Annotated in this window: 27 protein-coding genes; 24 read left to right on the plus strand and 3 right to left on the minus strand. The window is 60.3% G+C overall.

Annotation, left to right across the window (positions count from 1 at the left end):
• Positions 1-222: 222 nt before the first annotated feature.
• From M0H32_RS03765 to M0H32_RS03775, 3 genes are all read right to left on the minus strand, one after another.
• A complete protein-coding gene (locus M0H32_RS03765; RefSeq protein ID WP_248150857.1) occupies positions 223-975 on the minus strand; it encodes a FadR/GntR family transcriptional regulator in 753 nt (250 codons plus the stop codon).
• Positions 976-1,216: 241 nt separating this feature from the next.
• Positions 1,217-1,585: a PilZ domain-containing protein gene (locus tag M0H32_RS03770; RefSeq protein WP_248150860.1), complete on the minus strand. Its 369-nt coding sequence runs from the start codon at positions 1,583-1,585 to the stop codon at positions 1,217-1,219.
• Positions 1,586-1,594: 9 nt separating this feature from the next.
• Complete coding sequence (locus M0H32_RS03775) at positions 1,595-2,011, minus strand: hypothetical protein (RefSeq protein WP_248150863.1); 417 nt, start codon at positions 2,009-2,011, stop codon at positions 1,595-1,597.
• 294 nt (positions 2,012-2,305) lie between these two features.
• On the opposite strand from M0H32_RS03775, the gene flgB reads away from it, so the two are divergent.
• The 24 genes from flgB (at position 2,306) to fliQ (ending at position 22,698) form a co-directional block, all read left to right on the plus strand.
• Positions 2,306-2,686, plus strand: a complete 381-nt coding sequence (gene flgB, locus M0H32_RS03780; protein WP_248150866.1) for a flagellar basal body rod protein FlgB — start codon at positions 2,306-2,308, stop codon at positions 2,684-2,686.
• 11 nt (positions 2,687-2,697) lie between these two features.
• Entirely contained in the window at positions 2,698-3,114 is a 417-nt protein-coding gene (flgC, locus tag M0H32_RS03785; RefSeq protein WP_248150869.1) for a flagellar basal body rod protein FlgC, read from the plus strand.
• Between the two features lie 2 nt (positions 3,115-3,116).
• Positions 3,117-3,449: a flagellar hook-basal body complex protein FliE gene (gene fliE / locus M0H32_RS03790; RefSeq protein WP_248150871.1), complete on the plus strand. Its 333-nt coding sequence runs from the start codon at positions 3,117-3,119 to the stop codon at positions 3,447-3,449.
• Positions 3,450-3,498: 49 nt separating this feature from the next.
• Positions 3,499-4,287 (plus strand): flagellar basal-body rod protein FlgG, encoded by a 789-nt coding sequence (gene flgG / locus M0H32_RS03795; protein ID WP_248150873.1) that lies wholly within the window; start codon positions 3,499-3,501, stop codon positions 4,285-4,287.
• Between the two features lie 16 nt (positions 4,288-4,303).
• A complete protein-coding gene (gene flgA, locus M0H32_RS03800) occupies positions 4,304-4,756 on the plus strand; it encodes a flagellar basal body P-ring formation chaperone FlgA (RefSeq protein ID WP_248150875.1) in 453 nt (150 codons plus the stop codon).
• Positions 4,757-4,759: 3 nt separating this feature from the next.
• Entirely contained in the window at positions 4,760-5,860 is a 1,101-nt protein-coding gene (flgI, locus tag M0H32_RS03805) for a flagellar basal body P-ring protein FlgI (RefSeq protein ID WP_248150876.1), read from the plus strand.
• 135 nt (positions 5,861-5,995) lie between these two features.
• A complete protein-coding gene (locus tag M0H32_RS03810) occupies positions 5,996-6,541 on the plus strand; it encodes a MotE family protein (protein WP_248150877.1) in 546 nt (181 codons plus the stop codon).
• Complete coding sequence (gene flgH / locus M0H32_RS03815; RefSeq protein WP_248150878.1) at positions 6,541-7,245, plus strand: flagellar basal body L-ring protein FlgH; 705 nt, start codon at positions 6,541-6,543, stop codon at positions 7,243-7,245. Before M0H32_RS03810 ends, flgH begins: the two co-directional genes overlap by 1 nt.
• A 24-nt stretch (positions 7,246-7,269) precedes the next feature.
• Positions 7,270-7,770 (plus strand): flagellar basal body-associated FliL family protein, encoded by a 501-nt coding sequence (locus M0H32_RS03820; RefSeq protein ID WP_248150879.1) that lies wholly within the window; start codon positions 7,270-7,272, stop codon positions 7,768-7,770.
• Positions 7,767-8,510, plus strand: a complete 744-nt coding sequence (gene fliP / locus M0H32_RS03825; RefSeq protein WP_248150881.1) for a flagellar type III secretion system pore protein FliP — start codon at positions 7,767-7,769, stop codon at positions 8,508-8,510. The genes M0H32_RS03820 and fliP overlap by 4 nt, the downstream gene beginning before the upstream one ends.
• A 746-nt stretch (positions 8,511-9,256) precedes the next feature.
• The gene (locus M0H32_RS03830) at positions 9,257-10,159 is read left to right on the plus strand and encodes a flagellin N-terminal helical domain-containing protein (protein ID WP_248150882.1); all 903 of its coding nucleotides are present in this window, start codon (positions 9,257-9,259) and stop codon (positions 10,157-10,159) included.
• Between the two features lie 158 nt (positions 10,160-10,317).
• Complete coding sequence (fliF, locus tag M0H32_RS03835; protein ID WP_248150884.1) at positions 10,318-11,964, plus strand: flagellar basal-body MS-ring/collar protein FliF; 1,647 nt, start codon at positions 10,318-10,320, stop codon at positions 11,962-11,964.
• Positions 11,964-12,602: a hypothetical protein gene (locus M0H32_RS03840; protein ID WP_248150885.1), complete on the plus strand. Its 639-nt coding sequence runs from the start codon at positions 11,964-11,966 to the stop codon at positions 12,600-12,602. Before fliF ends, M0H32_RS03840 begins: the two co-directional genes overlap by 1 nt.
• Entirely contained in the window at positions 12,602-14,059 is a 1,458-nt protein-coding gene (locus M0H32_RS03845) for a MotB family protein (RefSeq protein ID WP_248150887.1), read from the plus strand. Before M0H32_RS03840 ends, M0H32_RS03845 begins: the two co-directional genes overlap by 1 nt.
• On the plus strand, positions 14,059-15,291 hold the full coding sequence (locus M0H32_RS03850; RefSeq protein WP_248150889.1) for a chemotaxis protein: 1,233 nt from the start codon (positions 14,059-14,061) through the stop codon (positions 15,289-15,291). Before M0H32_RS03845 ends, M0H32_RS03850 begins: the two co-directional genes overlap by 1 nt.
• Positions 15,281-16,579, plus strand: coding sequence for a flagellar hook-length control protein FliK (gene fliK / locus M0H32_RS03855; protein WP_248150892.1), 1,299 nt, complete (start codon positions 15,281-15,283; stop codon positions 16,577-16,579). The genes M0H32_RS03850 and fliK overlap by 11 nt, the downstream gene beginning before the upstream one ends.
• A complete protein-coding gene (locus M0H32_RS03860) occupies positions 16,533-17,105 on the plus strand; it encodes a transglycosylase SLT domain-containing protein (protein WP_248150894.1) in 573 nt (190 codons plus the stop codon). The genes fliK and M0H32_RS03860 overlap by 47 nt, the downstream gene beginning before the upstream one ends.
• A gap of 168 nt (positions 17,106-17,273) precedes the next feature.
• Complete coding sequence (locus tag M0H32_RS03865) at positions 17,274-18,548, plus strand: flagellar hook protein FlgE (protein ID WP_248150895.1); 1,275 nt, start codon at positions 17,274-17,276, stop codon at positions 18,546-18,548.
• A gap of 33 nt (positions 18,549-18,581) precedes the next feature.
• Entirely contained in the window at positions 18,582-20,072 is a 1,491-nt protein-coding gene (gene flgK / locus M0H32_RS03870; protein WP_248150896.1) for a flagellar hook-associated protein FlgK, read from the plus strand.
• Between the two features lie 6 nt (positions 20,073-20,078).
• Positions 20,079-21,125 (plus strand): flagellar hook-associated family protein, encoded by a 1,047-nt coding sequence (locus M0H32_RS03875; RefSeq protein ID WP_248150897.1) that lies wholly within the window; start codon positions 20,079-20,081, stop codon positions 21,123-21,125.
• 51 nt (positions 21,126-21,176) lie between these two features.
• Positions 21,177-21,527, plus strand: a complete 351-nt coding sequence (gene flaF, locus M0H32_RS03880) for a flagellar biosynthesis regulator FlaF (RefSeq protein ID WP_248150898.1) — start codon at positions 21,177-21,179, stop codon at positions 21,525-21,527.
• Between the two features lie 3 nt (positions 21,528-21,530).
• A complete protein-coding gene (gene flbT / locus M0H32_RS03885; RefSeq protein ID WP_248150899.1) occupies positions 21,531-22,010 on the plus strand; it encodes a flagellar biosynthesis repressor FlbT in 480 nt (159 codons plus the stop codon).
• Between the two features lie 11 nt (positions 22,011-22,021).
• Positions 22,022-22,417 carry a flagellar hook assembly protein FlgD gene (gene flgD, locus M0H32_RS03890; RefSeq protein WP_248150900.1) on the plus strand — a complete coding sequence of 132 codons (396 nt, stop codon included), beginning with the start codon at positions 22,022-22,024 and terminating at the stop codon, positions 22,415-22,417.
• Positions 22,418-22,431: 14 nt separating this feature from the next.
• Positions 22,432-22,698, plus strand: a complete 267-nt coding sequence (gene fliQ / locus M0H32_RS03895) for a flagellar biosynthesis protein FliQ (RefSeq protein ID WP_248150902.1) — start codon at positions 22,432-22,434, stop codon at positions 22,696-22,698.
• Positions 22,699-22,876: the final 178 nt, after the last annotated feature.

Below are 22,876 nucleotides of genomic sequence, written 5' to 3' on the forward strand. Positions count from 1 at the left end.
TCCGGATTGGCCGGCAAGGCGCGTTGCGCAGGACGGCCTGGTTGGCCGTTCAAGCGGCGCAACGCTGACCGGCGGGCCGGAGTAGGCAACCGAAGGCCGTGTTTGGGGACTGTTCAGCTGCGCCCCAGGTTTTGAACGATAAACCATATCGCCCTGCAACCTGCTCCTTGCCGAGCAGACCCCAAACACGGTCAGATTGGTCCCTATCTATTGTGGTTGGTATTATTTGGCGATGGCCGCGAATTCCCTGGCCATCGCCTGGTTCGCCTTGAGCATGTCGTGCATGCGTTTGCGTGCAAGATCCGCCTCTCCATTATCGATGGCTTCGGCGACACCGACATGAAGTCTCTGAACGACCTTTTCTTCCGGTGCGGCAAAGCGGCCGGCAGAATAGGAGAACAGAATAACCGCGTAGACAATGTTCTGCAGTTGCGACAGCATCAGGTTGCCGCTGGCCTGAAGGATAGTGGCATGAAAGGTATAATCCGCGCCGATCATGGCCGCGTCGCCATGTTTCGGGTCGATGCCTTTTGCGGCCGCCACAATTAGGTCGCGTTGTTCGCGGCTGGCGTTTTTCGCGGCCAGCGCCGCTGCCTCCGGTTCGAAAATGATGCGCATGTCCGTCGCTTCGGCATAGATGCGGGCGGTTCTCGGGCTGTTGGGATCGTGCCAACGGATCACATCGGGATCGAGCAGGTTCCAGCTTTCAAACGGGCACACCCTGGACCCGTACCGCCTGGCCGTGCGGACAAGACCCTTGCCGCACAAGACCTTGACCGCTTCGCGGACAACCGTTCTGGAAACATTCAATTTCTCGACCAGTTCCTCCTCGCGCGGCAGGACGGCATCCGTTTCGTAGACCCCTTGAACAATGCTCTTGCCTAGCTGTTCAACTGTATCTTTGACCGCTCCTGTGGGAAGGGAAGTAAGAACCTTGTCGGGAAGGTCGAATGTCAGAATTTGTTTTGTGTCCATTCGTGAGGCTCTGGAAGTCCGTCTTATTGATCTTTGCCAGAGCGTTCTGGTTGGCCTGGCTTCCTGAACCGTTTTAGCTGTGATTTTTAAGGAAGACTAGATTTATTAGCCGCACATCTCATCTTCAACAAGAAAACGGGTTTTGATCGGCCGGAATTGTTGCCAAATGGTGACAGGAAGTTCGTTTCGGCTTGTTTTGATTTCAGTTCTTTTTCAATATTTGTCGGACAATTACTGAATTCTAACCGTCCAGTGCATAGAGTCTCTGAGCGAGCTTGCGCACGCCGGTGTTGCGAAAATGCCGGATACTTGCCGGTGGTACCAGATAGATTACGCCCGCGGCCAGGCCGTCGCGCCACCTCAGCTGGACTTCGGCAACGGTTTTGGGCACCGCATCGAAGACATAAAACTCTTCGGGCAAATCGTGGTGTTCACTCAGGAGCAGCCGGATGCCGCCGTCGGAGATGTCCCTGATGGTGCAATCGCACAGGAATTCATTGTCGAGGCTGGCAAGTTTCGCCGGTCTCAGGCGGGTGCGCCGGCGCGGATGCAGGCGCCGTTGCAGGGCCTGGGTCAGGGATTGTCGTTTAGCGGACAGGAAGGAAAACATGGCACAGTCTCAGTTGTCTGGTTGTCTTGGAGCCGCTGGAGGGGCAGGAAACGGCGGAACGGCGCGCTGCGGGCGCTGTGTTGCCGGCCTGTAGCTCGGATCTCCTAGGGTGGATGGGCGATGCGCCGCCGGTGACTGGCTGTTCCGGCACAGCCGGTAGGCGAGATCATAAAGACCGCGCCAACCCGCCGGATCGTTGCCGAGCGTGTCGAGCACCCCGAGGGCGCCGCCTGCGACAGCGCCGCGGCGCGCGCCGCTCTGCCCGCGCCAGGCTCCACCCGCAACAGCTCCTTCCATAGCCCGGTCGACCACTTTGAGATCCGTCGGGTCGCCGGAGACATGTGCATCGGCGTAATCCCTGGCATAGGCATCGCAATCGACCGGCTGGGCAAGGAGCGGCCCGGGCAGGGTGAGTGCTGATAGCAATGCGCACCACCGCAAAGATTTGAGTATCGGCACGTTCTCTCTCGATGGGCGGCAGGTTGCCGGAGGCTGAGAGCGTTTCGACGCGACAGGAAGCCATCGCCGCAAGGTCATCCGTTTTCCCTCTCAATGACAGTCCTTGGAAGGGCAGAGATCGGGCCTCTGCATGTCAATGCATGCACTCTCAAGGTTGCGCGAGGCTTGCGGCCATCCGGTAAAAAAAGCGCAGGTGGGCCAGCCTCGGACAAGCTTGGCCTTTTAGGACTTGGGGCAACCTGATCTCAAAGGAGGCCTTCAATGGAGCCTGTGTTCCTGAGCAAACTGGTGTCGAGCAGCAATGACTGGCTGTCCACGCGCCAGGCGACCATTGCGGAAAATATCGCCAACGCGAACACGCCGGGTTTCCGGGCCAGCGACCTGGAACCCTTCACCACGGTGATCAGCAAGACACAATTGGCCATGACGGCCACTCATGACAGTCACCTTGGCCAAACCATGGAAGCCGCCCGCAAATCCGATGTTGAAAAAGCCGACAGCTGGACCGTCACCCATTCGGGAAACTCGGTCAGCCTCGAGCAGGAACTTGTCAAGGCCGGTGAGGTCGCGCGCGATCATTCGTTAAACGCCAGTATCGCGAAGTCGTTCCACCGCATGTATCTCGCAGCCGTGAAATCCTAAAGGAAATCAAGATGTCCGATCCGCTTGCAGCAACCCTTCAGATTTCCGGAGCTGGATTGCGCGCGCAGTCAGAACGCCTGCGCGTGGTCTCTGAAAACCTCGCCAACGCCCGCTCCACCGGCGAAGCCGCCGGGGACGATCCCTACCAGCGCAAGACCATCACCTTCGAGAGCGAATTCAGCCGGGCCTATGAGGCTAATCTTGTGTCTGTGAAGGGCATCGGTGCAGACAAGGCGCCCTTCACAGTCGAATACGATCCGGGACATCCGGCGGCGGACGAGAACGGCTACGTGAAGATGCCGAACGTCAACACGCTGCTCGAGCTTGCCGACATGCGTGAAACCAACCGCTCTTACGAAGCCAATCTGAAGGTCATGACCCAGGCCCGCGAAATGGTCATGCGCCACATCGACCTTTTGAGGAACTGATCATGATCAACGAAATCGCAGCACTGACATCTTCCACGGACGGTGTTCTCAAATCAGCGACAACCACGCGCTTAACCTCGGGCACACAGGATCTCGGCGGCACGGCAGGGGTCAATGAAGTCAGCTTTTCCGACGCCATGGCCCAGGTCTCCCAGGGTGCGATCGACAAGGTCAAGCAGGGCGAGGCAGCGGCGATTGCCGGTGTCGATGGCCAGGCGTCCGTTCAGCAGGTGGTCGAAGCGGTCATGGCTGCCGAATCCACCCTGCAGACCGCCATTGCCATTCGCGACAAGGTCGTCAGCGCCTACCAGGAAATCAGCCGCATGTCGATCTGATCCGACCGAAGCCGGATTTGAGGACCTGCGCAATACGAGGAGTTAAGCCATGAAAGCCCTTGCAATCGCCGCGACCGGCATGAGCGCTCAGCAGCTGAATGTCGAAGTGGTCGCCAACAACATCGCCAACATGAATACGACCTCGTTCAAGCGGTCTCAGGCGGAGTTTTCCGATCTTCTCTATCAGGCCGAACGCCTGCAGGGGGTTCCGAACCGCGGCGGTGAAGACCCTGTGCCGGAAGGCGCTCAGCTGGGCCTTGGCGTGCGCACAGCAGGGATCCGCAAGCTCCATGTACAGGGCTCGCTGACCAATACCGGCAACCAGTTCGACGTCGCTCTTGATGGGCGCGGCTGGTTTGAGATCACCGGTCCGGACGACGAGACGCTCTATACCCGCGCAGGCTCCTTCAACAAGAATGCCGAGGGCCGGCTCGTCACCATCGACGGCTACGCAGTCGAGCCAGCGATCATCGTGCCGGATGAGACCATCGAGGTGGTTGTCAACGAATCCGGTCAGGTCTATGCCAAGGTCGACGGCGAAATGACGCCGCGCGAACTCGGCCAGCTGACCCTGGCCAACTTCGCCAATGACGTCGGTCTCGAACCGGTCGGCGGCAATCTTTTCCGCGAGACCGAAGCTTCGGGCGTGCCCGTTTCCGGAGTGCCGGGTGATCCGGGTTTCGGTGTCGTCCGCCAGGGATACCTTGAAAGTTCCAATGTTGACCCGGTCAAGGAAATCACCGCGCTGATCAACGCGCAGCGAGGCTATGAAATGAACTCAAAGGTCATGAAAGCCGCCGACGAAATGGCCGGCACCGTGACCAATGGCATCCGCTAGGAAAGGGCTTGAGATCATGCCGATCCGCACCCTGATTGCGCTCATCGCGTTTTGCCTTGCGGGGACCATCGCCAGGGCAGGGACGATTGAGCTCCCGGTGCCGCGTCAGACCATCTCGGCGGGCACGGAGATCTCGCATCAGCACCTAATCGAGCGCAAATTCCCGAGCCGGACCGCGCAGCAATTCGCCGTCAGCACGCATCGTTCCGAACTGGTCGGCATGGTCGCGCGCCGAACCTTGCTGCCGGGCCAGCCGATCCCGGCCCGGTCGGTCGAAAAACCGCTATTGGTCCGGCGAGGCGAACCTGCCCGACTGGTGTTCCGCGAGCAGGGACTGGTGATCATCATGCAGGTCGAAGCGCTGCAGAATGGCGGAGCCGGAAATTTCGTTCGGGTGCGCAACATAGACAGCGGTCTGGTCGTGTCCGGCAGGGTCCAGGAAGACGGCACCATCCGCGTGGAGAACTAAGAAATGACCCGGATACTCCTTTGTTTGCTCGCCCTGATACTGGCCAACCCGGCGAGCGCCATGGTCCGCATCAAGGACATTGCCAGCCTGCAAGGCGTGCGCGACAACCAGCTGGTCGGCTACGGTCTTGTCATCGGTCTCAAGGGGTCCGGAGACACCTTGCGCAATTCGCCGTTCACGGAACAGTCGCTGCAATCCATGCTGGACAGCCTCGGCGTGAATGTCCGCGATGTGCGCCTGCGCACCCAAAACGTCGCCGCGGTGGTCGTGACGGCCGAAATGCCGTCTTTCATCGGTATGGGGGCCACGATTGATGTGTCCGTTTCCTCCCTTGGCGATGCCACATCGCTTGCGGGCGGAACACTTGTGGCTACCCCGCTGCTCGGCGCGGACGGTCAGATTTACGCAGTCGCGCAGGGGCCAGTGGCCGTATCGGGCTTTGCGGAACTCGGCCAGGCGGAAAGCCTGACCCAGGGCATTCCCACTGTCGGACGGGTTCCGAATGGCGGTCTGATCGAGAGAGATTTGCCGGCTAAGTTTTCGCAAATACCGGGACTGGTGCTGGAATTGTCCAACCCGGATTTCCGGACAGCGGTGCGCATCACGGACGCCATCAACCGGTTCACCCGCGAGCGCTACGGCGTGCCGGTGGCCAGGGAGCGCGACTATCGGTCCGTTGTGCTGACGCCGCCCAAGGACCTGAGTCTGACCCGTTTCATCGCCGAAATCGAGGCCATCCGGGTCAATCCCGATCAAAGCGCGAAGGTCGTGATCGATGAGCGCACCGGAACGGTCGTGATCGGCAAGGACGTGCAGATTTCGACGGTGGCTATCACCCATGGCAATCTGACGGTGCGCATCTCGGAAGCGCCGGAAGTCTCGCAGCCATCGCCGTTCTCGCAGAACGGACAGACCGTGGTCGTACCGCGCACTTATGTCGACGCGCAGGAAACAGGCGGCCAGCTGGCCGTGGTCGGGGGAACGGATTTGCCGACTCTGGTGCGCGGTCTCAATCGCATCGGGCTCAGGCCAACCGGGATCATCGCCATCCTGCAAACCATCAAGACGGCGGGTGCGCTGCAAGCCGAGCTGGTGGTTCAGTAGACCCTGACCGGCTGACTCTTCGAAGATCTTCAGAACGCCGCTTTTCGAAGCGGCGTTTTTCGTATGCCCGCCAGCCCCGCGCAAGCTCGATCGCCGATGGTGCGATGAAACGGGTTCAGCACAAGGGAAGGCACAATGCCACGTCACATGAACCGCAGCCGGAAGGCGTGCTTTCTGGCCTGCGCCGCGGTTGCCATTGCAATCACATCCGGCGCCGCCACGGCTCAGGCCCCGCGTCACAAGCCGGTGGATGAACCCGGAACAGAGGCGGTCCTGCCGCCGCAGGACAGCGAACTGTACTGCAAGAACATTGCCGAGGCAGCGAGTGACGCTCGCGTCAAATGGCAGACCTGGAAGCTGATCAGCCTCGAAGCCCGTCTCCGGGACCGTATCGCTGAATTGCAGCGCAAGGAAAACGAGTTCGAACTCTGGGTCAAGCGCCGCGAGGATCTGCTGAACGAAGTTGAGGACCAGGTGGTGTCCATCATCGCCCGCATGCGTCCCGAAGCGGCGGCCGCACAATTGTCGACCACCGACGAAGAGGCCGCCGTTGGCGTTCTTCTCAAACTCAAGTCCCGGATCGCCAGCAGCATTCTCGACGAGATGGAACCGTCCCGGGCCGCACAGCTGACCCAGTCGATGATGGGGCTCACAAACCCGGAAGCACAACGGAGTTTTTAATGCGTGCCTACCTGTTCACTTTGGGAGCTGTCGTGCTGACCGGTTGCGCCGGACAGCTGGAAGATGTCGGACGGGCGCCGGAAATGTCGCCTGTCGGCTACGGGCTCGCCACACAGCAGCCGACGGTCTATCCGATCAATACCTTCGGCCGGGGTGTGGTGAAGGACTACAATTCGCTCTGGGCCAGCGGCCGGGACAATTTCTTTGCCGATCCGCGCGCCAAGAAGGTCGGCGACGTGCTGACGGTCACGATCCAGATCAACGACCGAGCCAACCTCGACAACAGTTCGGACCGCCGGCGCACATCCGATATCGGGATCGGCGGAGCATTTGGCAGCACCTGGGACAGCACAACCACCGAAGGCGAAGCCAATCTGGATCTCGATTCCGGTTCCGGCTCCAGAGGATCCGGCTCCATCGACCGCTCGGAGGAAATCCAGCTCTCTGTTGCCGCGGTCGTGACCGAGCGACTGCCCAACGGCAATCTGGTGATTTCCGGATCCCAGGAAGTCCGCGTCAATTATGAAATGCGCATCCTGCAGATCGCCGGCATTGTCCGGCCCCGCGACATCCAGGCCAACAATACCATTCCCTACGACAAGATCGCCGAGGCGCGCGTTTCCTACGGTGGCCGAGGCCGGATCTCCGAGGTGCAGCAGCCTGGCTGGGGCCAGCAGATCTACGACATCGTAACCCCCTTCTAAGGCAGCGGAGACGAATAGACAGACATGTCCAATATTATCGAAGTTCCGATGGAAACCGTCTCTCAGCCAGCCCGTAGTTCCGGGTTTCTGGCAGCGCTGATCCTGCTGACGCTGGTCGGCGGAGGGGCCGGAGCAGCGCTGGCCAAATACATTTCCGACAACACGGAAGAGGAAGTCCTCAACCGATTGCGGAAGCAGCAGAGTTTCACTGAAACGCTGCCATTTCCGCCGTCGACCCGGCTGCAGACGCTTGAGCCGCTGGTGACCAATCTGGCCAGTCCCAAGGAGGCCTGGATCCGCTTGCAGGCTTCCGTGCTTCTGCAAAACGAAACGGACGGCGACCTCGCCGTGATGAGGAAGAAGGTAGAAGACGATTTTCTGGCTTACATGCGGACGCTCACCCTGTCGCATCTCGAAGGCGGCATCGGCCTTCAGCATTTGAAGGAAGATCTCACAGAACGGGCCCGCACACGCACCAAGGGGCTCATTCACGAAGTCATTCTGGAATCGGTGGTGATCCAATGACGCGGTTGATTTTCGCCGTTGCGGCACTCTTGCTGATGACCGGGGCTGCTGTCGCCCAGGTGCCGGATCTGTCGACGCTTTTACCGGCGGGCGAGGGCAGTGCGAGCGGTCGCATCGTTCAGATGATCGCACTCCTGACGGTGCTGTCGCTGGCGCCCGGCATCCTGATCATGGCGACCAGTTTCACCCGTTTCGTGATCGCCTTTTCATTCCTGCGCTCGGGCATCGGATTGCAGACAACCCCCGGAAACCTCATCCTCATTTCACTGGCCCTGTTCATGACCTTCTATGTGATGGCGCCGACGTTCGACAGGGCCTGGGAAAACGGCGTTCAGCCGTTGATGAACAACGAGATCTCCGAAGAAGAGGCCTATGTCCGGATCACGACGCCGTTCCGGGAATTCATGCTGAGTCAGGTGCGCGAAGAGGACCTGGTGTTGTTCGACGATCTGGCCGCGGGTCGGGTCACGGATACGGAAGCGGCTTCCGCGGAAGAGGTCGAACTCAGGGTTCTGATCCCGGCCTTCATGATCTCTGAATTGCGCCGGGGTTTCGAGATCGGTTTTCTGATCGCGTTGCCTTTTCTCGTGATCGATATGATCGTGGCGACGATCACCATGTCGATGGGGATGATGATGCTCCCGCCGACAGTCATTTCCCTGCCGTTCAAGGCCTTGTTTTTTGTCTTGATCGACGGTTGGAACCTGCTGGTCGGTAGCCTCGTGCGATCCTTTATCTAGGGTCAGGACCCATTCATTTGAGTGAAATGGTAGGGATGAATTTGTTCGGATACGAGGCGCAAAGCTGCAGGAAACCTTCCGGTTTCCAAAGATTTGCAACGACGTTGCCGGGCAAATTCACCCTATCCCGGAGGGACGCAAAACGGCTTTGATTTGCTGCGTCAAACCGCTCAACCGGGCAGGAAGCCTGCTTTTCGTGCTTTTCCTTGCAACTCGTTGCCGTTTGTTGCGCCATTTCGACCAAATTGATGAGTCCTGACCCTAGTCACCCGAATCTGAAGTTCGTCTTATTTCCCGGCACACTCGGAACGAGCTTCAGATTCAAAAGGGTGACTAGCAAGCATATGTTTCTAGTGTGGTTTTCGAATTTGAAATTCGCTTCGATGGTCGCTGCAACAATGAGGCGAATTTCAAATTCACCACACTAGGTAAAACAAACTCTTGCCGGAATAATGGAGGCGGGGCCGAAGGGTCTCGCCTCTTTCAGCTTCGATAAGATCGTGCGCGATAATATCGTTGAGGCGAGTGCCTTCTCCGTGTCCAAATAGTAGATTTCCAAAAAGATCAAATTGACCGCAATGGCGTAAGCTTCACGCAAGATTGGCCCGCTAGGGTCATTTTCACAGCAGGTTGAACCGCTACCCATCGGGGTTCAAAAGCATGACGCTGCTCCTGCTGTGCCGGTGCAAACCCGGCATGTCCCGCTCCAATCCAGTACCTAACTGACACATTGAAAGGGACATATCATGTCTAGCTTGATGACCAACGCTTCCGCAATGACCGCTCTGCAGACCCTGCGGAGCACCAGCGCCAACCTGGCGGAGACGCAGAACCGCATCTCCACCGGTTACCGCGTTGCCGGTGCGGAAGACAACGCTGCCTACTGGTCCATCGCGACCACCATGCGTTCCGACAACATGGCTCTCAGCGCCGTTGAAGACTCTCTGGGTCTGGGTGCCGCGACCGTCGACGTCATGTACACCGCCATGGACAGCACCGTTGATGTTATGAACGAAATCAAGGCCAAGCTCGTTGCCGCCCGTACCCCGGGTGTTGACCGCGGCAAGATCCAGTCCGACATCAACGAACTGCAGAACCAGCTTCAGTCGACCGCTGAATCCGCCGTCTTCAACGGTGAAAACTGGCTGTCTTCCGATGTGTCCACCGTGACCTCGAAAGAAATCGTCAGCTCCTTCACCCGCGTTGGCGGTGCTGTTTCAGTCCTGACAACCACCGTCGATATCACCGCTACCCAGCTCTATGATACGACAGGTGGCGGTAGCGGCATCCTCGATGGCGCTCGGACCAACGGTAACGTTGTCGATACCATCGACATCTCCGCTCTGACGGACAGCGCTGCCGACCTGACCACGCTGGAGGGCATGATCGAGGACGTTGATGAAGCCCTGGGCGCCATCACGGACTCCGCTACGCTGCTCGGCTCCACCAAGAAGCGCGTCGACCTGCAGAAGGACTTCGTGTCCGCTCTGATCGACTCGATCGACCGTGGTGTTGGCCAGCTCGTGGATGCTGACATGAACAAAGAGTCCACCCGCCTTCAGGCTCTGCAGACCCAGCAGCAGCTCGGCATCCAGGCTCTTTCGATCGCCAACCAGGGTTCGCAGAACATTCTGTCCCTGTTCCGTTAATCCCTCACCGGATTTCTGGATAAGAGGACCGCGCCCTCCGGGGCGCGGTCTTTTTTGTTGTCCGTTTTTCTCCGCCAATGCCGTCTTTGACAGGCTCGCGCAAGCTCCGCTGCCGATAGTGGCAGCAACAAAGTGATACGTGCATGAAGGGGTTATGCATGCCGGGCCGTGAACACGCCGAGAAACTATGGGCAAACTTGATGGAACTGGGCGTGCGCAGACTGATCGCGCTCGCTCTGATCGGGCTCGCCACAATCGCAACCGTCGGCGCGGGTGCCTTTTACCTGAGCCGTCCAGAGCAGACCGCGCTTTACACCGGCCTTGACGGTGAGGATGTCACGCGCATCGGCTCCGCCCTACGCGATGCCGGCATTCAGTTCGACATCAGCGCCGATGGCAGCTCCGTCCTGGTGAACCATGCGCAGACGGCGAAGGCCCGGATGCTGCTCGCCGAAAAGGGCCTGCCGCGCGGCGCCAATTCCGGATACGAACTGTTCGACGAGCTTGGCTCGCTCGGTCTCACCTCCTTCATGCAGGAAGTCACCCGCGTTCGCGCGCTGGAAGGCGAACTGGCCCGCACCATTCAGCTGATGAAGGGCATTCGAGCGGCGCGCGTTCATATCGTTTTGCCGGAAAAGGGCTCGTTCCGCCGCGATCAGCAGCCGCCGTCGGCCTCCGTGGTTATCCGGTCGGATGTCCCGGACGATGTCCGCACCGCCGACGCCATCCGGCACCTGGTTGCCGCCGGTGTTCCGGGCATGGAGGCGAGCAAGGTGACGGTCCTGGACACGTCCGGAGGCATTTTGGCCGCCGGCAAGGATCCGACCAAAGCCTCCGCCGGCCAACTGGCCAGCCTGGAGACCGCCGTCAGCAACCGTATCCAGGAGAATATTCGCAAGACCCTGACGCCTTATCTCGGGTTGGAGAACTTCCAGGTCAGCGTTGCGGCCGAACTCAACACCGACCGCAAGACCATCGCGGAGACGATCTTCGATCCGGATTCGCGCATCGAAAGGTCTGTGCGCACCATCCGGGAAAACGAAAACGCGCAGAACTCCAGCGTGTCCGCACCGACAACCGTTGAGCAGAACCTGCCTGAAGAAGACGTCTCCGCTGACAACGGCGAACGTTCCAGTGAAGAAAACGAACGGCGCGAGGAAACCGTCAATTACGAAATCTCTTCCAAACGGATCGAGACCTCCCAGGACGGCTACAAGGTTGACCGGTTGTCGATTGCTGTTCTTGTCGACAAGCCCCGCCTGACGCAATCGCTTGGTGGCGAGCCGACACAGGCGCAGATCCAGGAACAGCTGACGGAAATCGAAGCGCTGGTGGCGTCCTCGGCCGGTGTGGAAGCCGACCGCGGCGACCATGTCAAAGTCTCTGTGGTCGACTTTGTCGATGGCGGCAAGGCACTGGAACCGATCCCGCCGATCAGCATCTCGGAATATCTGCTGCGCCAGTCCGGCAACATCATCAACGCACTGGCCATCCTGACCGTGTCGATGCTGGTGATCTGGTTCGGACTGCGGCCAGCCGTCGCTGCCCTGGTGCCGCAGGTGTCCCAGCCGCAGGTGGAAATGGCCGAGCTCGGTATGCTGCCGGAAGGTGGTGAGGCGACAGTCGAACCCTTTGACGGCGAACAGGCCTTCCTGGTGCCGCCGGATCATTCCGACATGCTTCAGGACCTCAACAGCAAGCGCAATCAGTCCGCTCTCCGGAAGCTGGAATCGCTGCTGGAATACAACGAAGAACAGTCCGCTGCGATCCTGCGCCAGTGGCTCTATGAATCGGAGCGTGTCTGATGTCGACGTCTGTTGCCTCCCATATTCCCGTACTCTCCCTACCGAAGTTCAAAACCTTCGGTGTCTATGACGGAGCTCTCGCGGAAGTGCTTGAGCCCTATGACGATCTTCCATCGGAACCGACGGTCGAAGAACGTCTCCAGGCGGAGTTCGAGCGCGGTCTTGCCGAGGGTAGCGAACGTACGCGTGCCCACTACGAAGCCATTCTGGAAGCCGAGCGGGCAGAGCATGCACGGCTTATCGAGGAAGAACGCGTCCGCTTCGACATGCGCGAAGCCGCCAATGTCAGCGCCTCGATCGAAGGCTTCGTCGATATCGTCGAACAGCGGCTGTCCTATTCGGTCGCGAAGCTTCTGCAACCGTTCCTGAAGGACCGGATCGTCGATCAGCTTGTGGCCGCCTTCGCGGTCAATCTCCGCCAGCTCACTGAAGACGACCTGGACAAGTCCATCCGCTTGCGCGGGCCTGAGACGCTTGTTGCCAGGGTTCTGGACCAGGTGCCGGCGCTGCGCGACCGGATCGAGGTTCAGCAGGCAGACCAGGTCGAACTGGTGGCCTTGTTCGATGAAACAACCATCGAAACCCGGCTTGGGCAGTGGTTCGCCCAGGTGGACATGATCGAGAAGGAGGTCGACTGATGCTGGATGGGCTTCCGAACGAAATCGTCATTGTCCGGCGCAAGAACAGCTGGGAAGACGATCACCTGCCGCATGGCGTCTGGAAGATTGCCTATGCGGATTTCATGACCGCGCTGATGGCCTTCTTCCTGGTGATGTGGCTGATCAACGTCACCGACGACAGCGTCCGCCGCGGAGTTGCCCAGTATTTCAATCCGGTCAAGCTGGCCTCGACCGCTCCAAACCGGAAGGGGCTCAACGATCCGCAGATCAACGGCGACACCAACGAAAACGGCACCAAACTGTTCACCGGCAAGCTGGGCGGTTCCGAAGAACCAGTTGACCAGGACGACAATTTCGGAGCCGGCCTTGAGGCGGGACACAAGATGGAGGAGGTCGAGGAACTGCTGGAAACCGGCGGTGCCCCAGCCTCGGGTCAGTTCACCCAGACCCATTCGGAATCGATCCTGTTCTCCGATCCTTATGCCGTGCTCGACACGCTGGCGGACAAGATCCGCGTCGCCAAGACCCAGGAAGACAATCCGCGCGGCATCGGCACCGGTCTGCAGAAACAGGAAGGCGCGCAAGGCGGACAGGCTTACCGCGATCCGTTCGACCCGATGTTCTGGCAGTTTCGTCCGGGCCGCGGCGTAGACGGGGCGGAAGCTGCGCCCGTTGCCACACCGGGGGAAAGCTCCGGACCGAGCGACAAGAAGCTGGCGGGCGAGTTCGCCTTCGGCGCTCCGTTTGCCGAGGGACAATCGAACGACACGGGCCTTTCGGCCACAAGTGAGAGCGCGCAGGCTGAAAACGTGCCCAAGGAAGCGGAATTCGCCGCTGGCGGCAGCGGCCGGACCACCTTTGACCGGACCGGCACCAGCCGATATTCCGAATCCGGCATCACCGCCGATCCCGTCATTGCTCATGTGACGGGTGGTGCGAACCAGGTGAAATCGGCAGGTGCGACATCAACTGCCGACGACGAGACGGAGCAGACCGCCCCAACCGCCGCGGATCGTCTGGTGACGCGTCTGACCGAGGTTCTTGCGGAGGCCGATGGCACGGCGCTTGAAAAAACCGCCGGCCAGGTCACGGTGACCCGCACGGACGAAGGTGCCTTGATCAGCCTCACCGACGATCAAAATTTCGGCATGTTCGCAATCGGCTCGGCCGAGCCGCGTCCGGAACTGGTCAAGCTGTTGGAGCGGATCGGCAAAGTGGTCGCGGAGACGCCCGGCCAGATCGTCATCAAGGGCCACACCGACGCCCGGCCGTATCGCAGCAAGACCTATGACAACTGGCGGCTGTCGTCGGCCCGGGCCCATATGGCGCTCTACATGCTGTCGCGCGGCGGTGTTGCAAAGACCAGGTTCGACCGCGTCGAGGGCTCCGCCGACCGTCACCTGAAGGACCGCGACGATCCCTTTGCCGCCAGCAACCGGCGCATTGAGATCTATCTTCTGGCGGGGGCGGATTGATGCGGCATTGTCAGACCCTCAACCGAGTTCTGGCCGGTTTCCTCTTGGCTCTTTGCCTGTCGGTCATCGTGACACTCGGTAGCCAGGCGCAGGAGCCGGCCGCTGAAGCCGGCCCTCAGCCCTACGAGATGGTCCGGTCGTTGCAAAGTCTCCAGGAACAGATTGCCCAAGGCAACAGCCATGCCATCGCCGCGCAGCGCGAACTGCTTTCCAAGATGGATGCGGCCTTTGTTGATCTACCCGCCGGCACCTGGGAGGAGCCGCGCAATGCGCGGGCCGCGGTGGTGCATCTCCTGAGCGGCGGCCATCCCCGGGTCATGCGCAACCTGCTGACGCTCGATCCGTTGCCCAATATCGACAAGCGGCTGATGGAAGCTTCGCTTGCCTATATCGAGGGCCGGGAAGAGGATATGGCCGTGCTTCTGGAGGAGATCGATCCGCTGGATCTTCCCTCAGGTCTTGGCGGTCATGTCGCACTGGTCAAGGCCGCGCCTTACATTCGCACCGATCCCGCCAGGGCCATGGAGCTGCTGCAGGTCGCCAGCCTGCTGATGCCGGGAACCCTGGTGGAGGAAGCCGCACTGCGTCGGGAAGTGTTCGTGGCCGGCATGATGGCCGATGTCGACCGGTTTCGCGTGCTCAGCATCCGCTATCTGCGCCGCTTCAGAAGCTCCGTCTATGCGGGGGACTTCCGCCGGCGCTTCGCACTGGCGCTGGATACGCTCGGCTTCGTCAAGAGCGAGGACAAATTCGCGCTGCTCAACCCGGTTCTTCATGAATTCGATGCCGACTCCCGACGGGGACTTTACCTGAGGCTGGCCCGGTCCGCGCTGCTCGCCGGTCATCTGAATGTGGCGCGCAAGGCAACGGCCGAGGCAATGTCTCTTGCCGTTGAAGGCACCAAGGAACACGAAATCCTGAAGATCTATCGGGCCGCGACCCGGCTGGATCCGGAGACGATCAGCGCCAACCGGGATCTTCTCTGGTCCGTCGACAAGCGCATGCTGAGCGAACAGGACCTTGCGGTGCTCGACGGGGTCTATGTGGTGCTCAATTCCGTGCGCCACTTCCCGGAACCGCCGGCCAACGTGATCGGTGAATTCAATGTCGCCAGCTCCATGAAAGACCCCGAACAGCGCGCCTGGGTCACCTCCGACATGGAACTCGCCGAGGTGATACTGCGCCGAACCGACAAGGTCCTGGCGGAATTGGGAGAACAACATGACCGTTAACACCAGCGCGCTGATCCCGGCGGCCACGAAATCCGGTAAATCCGTCGATGGCTCGACAGGAGAACGTAGCCAGCAATCCGCCAAGGACGCAGCCGCCGCGTTCCAGTCCGTTCTTAGGGGAATGAAAGGCGAGGGCACCCCTGTCGAGGGCGCCGGCGACACCGGCGCGGGGGCACAAGGCCAGAACCCGGGTCAGGGCGATGCCGATGCTAACACCGCTGTGGACCAAACCGGCGGCACGGCAGAGGATGCTGCAAAGCTGCCAAGTGGCACGGCCTTTTCCACCAGCAACCTCGTCGATGCGCTGCGCCAGGTTTCGCACAATGTGATGTCCAGGGTTTCCGGCGGCGAAGCCGGTGACACGGTCCAAGCCAATGGAGGGGACGCAATTGCGGACGGTCGCCCTGGTGCGGCAGCCACGCTTTCCCTGGAAGCCGTGCTGGTGCCAAAACCGGGGCAGATTGCAAAAGGCTTGGCATATCAAGCCGGAGCTGCCACGCCGTCTCATGTCATGATGCCCGCCAGGACCGGACAGGATTTGACCGGACAGGAGGGGGCGGGAAAAACCGGGACATCGTCTCTGTTCGCTCAATTCGGCGTTGAGCCCGAGAGCGTATCGGAGCCGCTGACGGCCGGCAGTCGCCGGTCCTTGCTTCCGGAGGAAGCTGCCGGCACCGTCAAGATCCTGCGCCAGGAAACCCATTTCGCACCGAATCTGCGTCTCTCTCCAGCACAGCAGGTCGGCGATGAGCTTGCGACCGCGCTGAAGTCTCTGGCGTCCGAGACTGCGCGAGCAGGTCAGGGCGGCGTTACCCACAAGGCCGAAGGGCCGGTGCTGAAAACGCTGGATATCCAGCTCACGCCGCATGAATTGGGCACGGTGAAAGTGTCGCTGCGCATGGTCGGTGATACCGTGGAGGTGACGCTCCAGACCAGCAAGGCACAAACCGCCGAATTGCTCAGGCACGACCGGCAATTGCTCGACCAGATGCTGCGGGCAACCGGCTTCAAGGCCGACGCGATCACGATCCAGGTGGCCGATGACCGCGGAACAGTCGCGGCGGGATCGTCTGCGAACGGCAATTCGGTCATGAACCAGAATAATTCCGGCAACGGTGCCTTTGGCGATGGCCAGTCGCAGAACTCCGGTAACAACGCCTCCGGACAGCACCAGGGCCGGTCCGGCGAGCGTGCGCGTGACGAGCAGTTTCAGTTTTCCGAGCAAACACGAGGAAATGGTCATGAAGAAGCGACTGGCAACAGCCTGTCTGACGGCCTCTATCTTTAGTCTTGTTGCAAGCCTGCCGGCGGCGGCGGAAACCCAGAATGTCTGCGAGCGCGAGATGGTAGCGGCGGCGCAGAAATACCGTGTGCCTCTTGGTGTGCTCTACGCCGTCGGCCTGACCGAAACGGGACGGCGCAACTCGCTCTATCCCTACGCGCTGAACATCGAGGGCAAGTCGGTCTTTCCTCCCAGCCGCAAGGCGGCGGAACAGGATATCCGGGCGGCGCGGCAGCACGGCAAGAAACTGATCGACATCGGCTGCATGCAGATCAATCACTATTACCACGGCGACAAATTCCGCTCGGTCGAACACATGCTGGAGCCGCGCGCGAATGTGCAATACGCGGCCCAGTTTCTGAAAGACCTGCGCCAGCGCCAAGGCTCCTGGACCATGGCGGTTGCCCGTTACCACGCCGGGCCGAACAACAATCCGGCCCAGAAACGTTATGTCTGCACGGTGATCCGCAACATGGTGGCCACCGGTTTCGGCAACTGGACGCAGAAATCCAGGCAATTCTGCGGCGTTTGACGTGAAGGCATTGGTGGAAACTGCGCCAATATTTTTCTCTTACCTGATAGTTAAAATTTTACTCAATTAATTATCTGAATATAAAGAAGAAATATTTCGTCAGAACAGCTTCGCACAAGTTAGCGCGGTTTGACTGTGGTCAGTTGATCTGGACACAGGAGACCTGTCATGGGCCTTTTTGGAGTGATGCGCAGCGGCGTATCTGGCATGAATGCGCAATCGAGCAAGCTCGGGACCGTTGCCGAAAACATCATGAACTCGAGCACGACCGGCTATAAGCGTGCGCAGTCGGAATTCTCTTCCCTCGTGGTCTCGCAAGGCGCCGGTTCCTTCAACTCCGGTGGCGTCGAGGCCCATACCCAGTATCAGGTCTCGAAACAGGGCAACATCAGCTTCACAACGTCGAAGCTCGACCTTGCCGTCGACGGCAACGGCTTTTTCGTGGTCGGCAACGAATCTGGCGAAAGCTTCCTGACCCGGTCAGGCCATTTCGTGCCGGACGGTGACGGCTATCTCCTGAACACGGCCGGCTACTACCTGCAGGGCTATCCGATCACCGGCAACACGGCGCCGACCACGGTGGCCAACGGCCTGGGCGGTCTGGAAAGGATCAACATCACCCAGAACCAGCTGGAAGCGACGCCGACAAGCGAAGCTTTTCTGCGTGTGAATGTCAGCGAAGACGCCGCCATTGTGCCGGCGGTCGATCTGCCGTCCGCCAACGCGGCCACCGCAACTTACTCCCACAAGACTTCCATGATCGTCTACGACAATCTCGGCAACGAAGTGAAGCTGGACGTCTACTATTCCAAGGTCACCGAAACGGCGGTCGATTCCGACTGGGAAGTCGCGATTTACAACGCCGCGGACGCGGCGCCAGGCGGCGGATTCCCGTATACAGCGCCCGCGCTGAACACCCAGACCCTGACCTTCGACGTCACCAACGGCAACCTCACAGGTGCCAGCCCGACCACCATCAACGTGGCGGTTCCCAACGGCGGCACCTTCGACATCGATCTCGACCAGTCGACCTATCTGAACGCCGACTTCACGGTGACCAATGTGGACGCCGATGGCAACGCGCCGAGCTCGGTCAAGAATGTCGAGTTCGACGACGACGGCACGCTCTACGCCATCTACACCAACGGCGACCGTCGGGCGATCTACCAGATCCCGATCGCCAACGTGCCGAGCCCCGACCGGCTGACGCCGCAATCCGGCAACGTCTATAGCCCGTCCTTCGATTCAGGCGATGTCCGGGTCGGCTTCGCGGGCGAGGGCGGCATGGGCAAGATCAAGGTCGGCGGCCTGGAAGACTCCAACGTCGATCTCGGCACCGAACTGACCTCGATGATCGAATCCCAGCGCACCTACACCGCAAATTCGCAGGTGTTCAAGGCCGGTTCCGACCTGCTCGAACAGCTCGTCAACCTGGTCCGCTAACAGGGCAACTCCGCCAACTGGAAAGTTTTCATCATGAGTTTGTCCGTAGCCCTTAAAGTCGCCCAGTCCGCGCTCGCGGCCAGGCAGACGGAATCCGCGGTGATTTCCCGGAACATATCCGGCGCCCAGGATCCCGGTTATTCACGAAAATCCGTTCTCTTGAGCCAGACCTATACTGACGGCGGCCAGGCCGGCGGTCTCAAGGTGGATGGCATCGGCCGGGTCACCGACAGCGCGCTTTACTATTCGCTGTTGCAGTCGACCTCGACCGGGACGTCCCAGGAAGCCGTGCTGGCGGGATTGACCCGCATGGCGGAGACCACGGGCGACACACAGGACCAGATGTCGGCGGCCGCAAGGCTCGGGGCATTGAAATTGTCCCTGCAGAACTTTGCTTCGGATCCGAACAACACCATCCAGTCGCAGGACGTTCTGCAGGCTTCCAAGGACATGGTGCGGACACTTCAGTCGGGCACCGCGCTGGTTCAGGATGTGCGCGCCAACGCGGATGCGGACATGGCGACCTCCGTGCGCGAGATCAATACGCTGCTGTCGCAGCTGGAAGATCTCAACGCGGTGATCGTGAAGGGCAATCAGTCCGGCGCGGACGTGACCGATGCGCTCGACAGCCGCGACCAGGTGCTCCTGAACCTTTCCGAGGAAATCGGCATCACGACGCTGACCCGCAGCCATGGCGACATGGTGGTCTATACGGACAGCGGCGTGACCCTGTTCGAGACAACGGCCCGGGAGGTCAGCTTCCAACCGACCGTGGTCTATGACGCGACCACAACAGGCAACACGGTAACGGTCGACGGAGTTCCCGTCGCCGGACCCGGCGCCATCATGGAAATCAAGTCAGGACGGCTGCACGGACTTGCCGAGCTGCGCGACGAGGTCACTGTTACCTATCAGAGCCAGCTGGACGAAGTCGCCCGGGGCCTGATCGAGGCCTTTGCCGAAAGCGATCAAAGCGGCGGCGGCAATCCGGATCAGGCCGGCCTGTTCACCTGGTCCGGTGGCCCGGCCATGCCGGCAGCCGCAACCCTTGTGCCGGGTTTGGCGGCAGAAATCGCGGTCAATGCCAATGCGGACCCGGATCAGGGCGGCAGCCTCGACCGGCTGCGCGATGGCGGCATCTCCGATCCTTTCGATCCGAACTACGACTACAACCCGTCCGGGGCAGCGGCCTTTTCCGACCGCCTGCAGGAGCTGGTCTCGGCTTTCGACAAGGACACGGTCTTTGACGGCGGCGTGGAACTCGATCCGACGGATTCCCTGAGCGGTTTCGCGGCGTCCTCGGTCAGCTGGCTGGAGAGCGGCCGCAAGACCATGACCAGTAATGTCGAGGTCCAGAGCGTCATTCTCGGCCGCACCGCGGAGAACCTCAACAACAAGACCGGCGTCAATATCGATGAGGAAATGACGCTGCTTCTTGAAATCGAACGGTCCTATTCAGCGGCGACACGCCTGATCTCCGCGGTCGACGCCATGCTTGAAGACCTTCTGGCGGCAGCGAGGTAACCAGCCATGAAAACCACCTATATCTCGACACTTTCGCTGTCGGACGCCTCGCGCCGGCAAATCCAGAGCCAGTCGAGCCTTGTGCAACGGCTGAGTGTGGAACTGTCCTCGGGCCGCAAATACGATGTCGGTCTGGATCTCGGCACCAAGACCGGCGAGGCGGTGTCGGTGCGCGCGGAATTCCATTTCCTCAACGGCATCATCGACACCAATGCCCTGGCGGCGTCGCGCCTAGATGTCAGCCAGGCGGCCATGGACGATGTTCTGACCGATGCGCAGGACTTCCTGGCGACCCTGGTGGCCCTGCGCGAAAACGGTGGCAGTGCGGATATCGTCAAGGCGGATGCGGTCGGCAATCTGGAACTGCTGACCTCGCGGCTCAACACCCAGCTGAACGGCAACTTCGTCTTTGCCGGCATCAACTCCGACCAGGAACCGTTTGCCGACTACGCGGATCCGGCATCGACCAACAAGATCGCCGCCGATGCTGCTTTCCTGACGGAATTCGGCATCACCCAGTCCAATCCGGCAGTGTCTGCTATCACGCCGGCAGCCATGGACACCTATCTGACCGGTGCGTTTGACACCATGTTCCAGGATCCCGCCTGGGGCACGACCTGGTCGACCGCCTCCAGCAGTGTGATGGTAAGCCGTATCTCGGCCAGCGAAAGGGTGTCGAGTTCGGTCAGCGCAAATGAGCAGGCCTTCCGCGATCTAGCGGCCGCTTACACCATGATGTCGGATCTCGGCAACGAGGACCTCGACGTAGAAACCTGGAAAGTGGTGGTCAACAAGGCGATCGAGAAGGTCGGCTCCGGCATCGCCGGCGTCACCAGTCAGATGGGCAAGCTCGGCAATGTCCAGGAACAGGTCAAGCTCGCGAGTGAACGCCTGACGGTTCAGACGGACATTCTCAACCGGCGCGTCAACGATCTCGAAAACGTCAATCTGGAGGAAACCTCCGTGCGGCTGAACACCGCGCTGACCCAGCTGGAAACCAGCTACGCGGTGACCGCCCGCATGCAGGGCCTCAGCATCCTGAACTACCTCTGATCCAGACCAAGTGTCTGACTTTTCGCATCAAAATCAAGCTTGAGAGGGCCCATGTACAATCTGTCCTATGCCGAGGTTATGGATGATCTCTGCTCCGACCAGCGGCTCAATGAACACGAGGCCATGTCGATCGTGATCGACAAGCTGAATGTCGCCGCGGAAGCGGGGGTCAAGTCGCCCCAGGCGGTCGACGCCCTGTTCTACACGAGACGGCTGTGGAGCTACTTCCTGGAACACCTGGCGGACGACGCCAACGAGCTGCCCATCGAAACCAGGGCCAACCTGATCTCGGTCGGGATCTGGGTCCTGAAAGAGGTCGAAGCTCTGCGCCAGTGGGAGCAGGAGGACTTTGCCGACATCATCCAGATCAATTCCATCATCCGCGACAGCCTGGACGGGTAACTCATGAAAATCGGACTGAAAGCGGGCGAGCGCCTGTTCATCAACGGCGCGGTGATCCGGGCCGACAAGAAAACCAACATCGAGCTCATGAACGATGCCGTGTTTCTGCTCGAAGCCCATGTTCTGCAGCCGGAAGAAGCGACAACACCGTTGCGCCAGCTCTATTTCATCCTGCAGACGATGATCATGGATCCGGCCTCCGCGAGCGCCGTGCAGGATATGTTCCACCTTGTTCTCGGCTCTGTGAAATCGGCCTTTTCGACCCGGGAAATCCTGGTCCGCCTCGATGAGGTTGAGGAGCTCGCGAAATCGGAGCGCTGGTTCGAGGCGATGAAGGTGGTCCGCGCGCTTTATCCGATCGAGGCGAACCTGATGGTCGCGGAAAAAAGTCAGAGCGGGCAGGGCGGCAAGCCGCAACGCCCGGCAACGCGGACGGCTTCGGCAAGTCGGTTCCAGGGCGGCCTGCAACTGGCCGCGGTTTAAGGAGAAAGACAATGACTGCAGTAGAAGGCGTAAGCGCCACCCAGGGCGCCGGCGGCGCCGCCTCGGCGCAGAAGCAGCTGACGGTCGATTACGACACCTTTCTGCAGCTGATGATGGCGCAGATGCAGAACCAAGATCCAACCAATCCGATGGACGCTTCCGAGCAGTTGTCTCAGCTCGCAAGCTTCAGCCAAGTTGAGCAGTCTATTCAGACCAATGCCAAGCTGGAGACGCTGTTGACCAACCTGTCCTTCGGCCAGGTTGATGACCTGATCGGACGCACGGTCACGGATCCGAACGGCACCACCGGCGTGGTCGAACGCGTCGAGGTCTATTCGGACGGCACCGTTCTTGCCCTCGACAATGGCGCGGGCATCCTGCTTGGGCCTGGCGTTACCATCTCCTGAGGGACCCGAGCCGCATGAATGAAGTTGACGCCCTGGACCTGGTCAGGTCCGCCATCTGGACGATCCTGGTCGGTTCCGCCCCCGCGATTGTACCCGCCATGATCGTCGGCATCGGCATTGCGCTGATGCAGGCCCTGACCCAGGTCCAGGAAATCACCCTGACCTTCATTCCCAAGATCGTCGCCATCCTGGTGATGATCGTGGTCGCCGGACCCTTCATCGGCGGCCAGATCTATGCGCTCACTTCCCTGATCTACAGCCGCATCGAAACGGGGTTTTAGCGTTGTTTTCTGGGTTTTTGTGACGGAACTACCGAAAACCTCGGTGTCACCCCGGGCGAGCAACGCGAGACCTGGGGCCCACTCGTTACCAGAGACGCGATTCTTTGCGGATGCCTTCCTGAAAAGACACCTTGGTTTCAGCAAGCTGATTTGCGAGTTGGCCCCGGATCTGCGCTGC

It is taken from the genome of Roseibium sediminicola (assembly GCF_023156505.1).
GTDB classification, from domain to species: Bacteria; Pseudomonadota; Alphaproteobacteria; order Rhizobiales; family Stappiaceae; genus Roseibium; species Roseibium sediminicola.

Excerpts from the sequence above, each read along its gene's own strand:
- M0H32_RS03765 (WP_248150857.1), bottom strand. The coding sequence starts at position 975 with ATGGACACAAAACAAATTCTGACATTCGACCTTCCCGACAAGGTTCTT.
- M0H32_RS03770 (WP_248150860.1), bottom strand. The coding sequence starts at position 1,585 with ATGTTTTCCTTCCTGTCCGCTAAACGACAATCCCTGACCCAGGCCCTG.
- flgB (WP_248150866.1), top strand. The coding sequence starts at position 2,306 with ATGGAGCCTGTGTTCCTGAGCAAACTGGTGTCGAGCAGCAATGACTGG.
- flgC (WP_248150869.1), top strand. The coding sequence starts at position 2,698 with ATGTCCGATCCGCTTGCAGCAACCCTTCAGATTTCCGGAGCTGGATTG.
- fliE (WP_248150871.1), top strand. The coding sequence starts at position 3,117 with ATGATCAACGAAATCGCAGCACTGACATCTTCCACGGACGGTGTTCTC.
- flgG (WP_248150873.1), top strand. The coding sequence starts at position 3,499 with ATGAAAGCCCTTGCAATCGCCGCGACCGGCATGAGCGCTCAGCAGCTG.
- flgA (WP_248150875.1), top strand. The coding sequence starts at position 4,304 with ATGCCGATCCGCACCCTGATTGCGCTCATCGCGTTTTGCCTTGCGGGG.
- flgI (WP_248150876.1), top strand. The coding sequence starts at position 4,760 with ATGACCCGGATACTCCTTTGTTTGCTCGCCCTGATACTGGCCAACCCG.
- M0H32_RS03810 (WP_248150877.1), top strand. The coding sequence starts at position 5,996 with ATGCCACGTCACATGAACCGCAGCCGGAAGGCGTGCTTTCTGGCCTGC.
- flgH (WP_248150878.1), top strand. The coding sequence starts at position 6,541 with ATGCGTGCCTACCTGTTCACTTTGGGAGCTGTCGTGCTGACCGGTTGC.
- M0H32_RS03820 (WP_248150879.1), top strand. The coding sequence starts at position 7,270 with ATGTCCAATATTATCGAAGTTCCGATGGAAACCGTCTCTCAGCCAGCC.
- fliP (WP_248150881.1), top strand. The coding sequence starts at position 7,767 with ATGACGCGGTTGATTTTCGCCGTTGCGGCACTCTTGCTGATGACCGGG.
- M0H32_RS03830 (WP_248150882.1), top strand. The coding sequence starts at position 9,257 with ATGTCTAGCTTGATGACCAACGCTTCCGCAATGACCGCTCTGCAGACC.
- fliF (WP_248150884.1), top strand. The coding sequence starts at position 10,318 with ATGCCGGGCCGTGAACACGCCGAGAAACTATGGGCAAACTTGATGGAA.
- M0H32_RS03840 (WP_248150885.1), top strand. The coding sequence starts at position 11,964 with ATGTCGACGTCTGTTGCCTCCCATATTCCCGTACTCTCCCTACCGAAG.
- M0H32_RS03845 (WP_248150887.1), top strand. The coding sequence starts at position 12,602 with ATGCTGGATGGGCTTCCGAACGAAATCGTCATTGTCCGGCGCAAGAAC.
- M0H32_RS03850 (WP_248150889.1), top strand. The coding sequence starts at position 14,059 with ATGCGGCATTGTCAGACCCTCAACCGAGTTCTGGCCGGTTTCCTCTTG.
- fliK (WP_248150892.1), top strand. The coding sequence starts at position 15,281 with ATGACCGTTAACACCAGCGCGCTGATCCCGGCGGCCACGAAATCCGGT.
- M0H32_RS03860 (WP_248150894.1), top strand. The coding sequence starts at position 16,533 with ATGAAGAAGCGACTGGCAACAGCCTGTCTGACGGCCTCTATCTTTAGT.
- M0H32_RS03865 (WP_248150895.1), top strand. The coding sequence starts at position 17,274 with ATGGGCCTTTTTGGAGTGATGCGCAGCGGCGTATCTGGCATGAATGCG.
- flgK (WP_248150896.1), top strand. The coding sequence starts at position 18,582 with ATGAGTTTGTCCGTAGCCCTTAAAGTCGCCCAGTCCGCGCTCGCGGCC.
- M0H32_RS03875 (WP_248150897.1), top strand. The coding sequence starts at position 20,079 with ATGAAAACCACCTATATCTCGACACTTTCGCTGTCGGACGCCTCGCGC.
- flaF (WP_248150898.1), top strand. The coding sequence starts at position 21,177 with ATGTACAATCTGTCCTATGCCGAGGTTATGGATGATCTCTGCTCCGAC.
- flbT (WP_248150899.1), top strand. The coding sequence starts at position 21,531 with ATGAAAATCGGACTGAAAGCGGGCGAGCGCCTGTTCATCAACGGCGCG.
- flgD (WP_248150900.1), top strand. The coding sequence starts at position 22,022 with ATGACTGCAGTAGAAGGCGTAAGCGCCACCCAGGGCGCCGGCGGCGCC.
- fliQ (WP_248150902.1), top strand. The coding sequence starts at position 22,432 with ATGAATGAAGTTGACGCCCTGGACCTGGTCAGGTCCGCCATCTGGACG.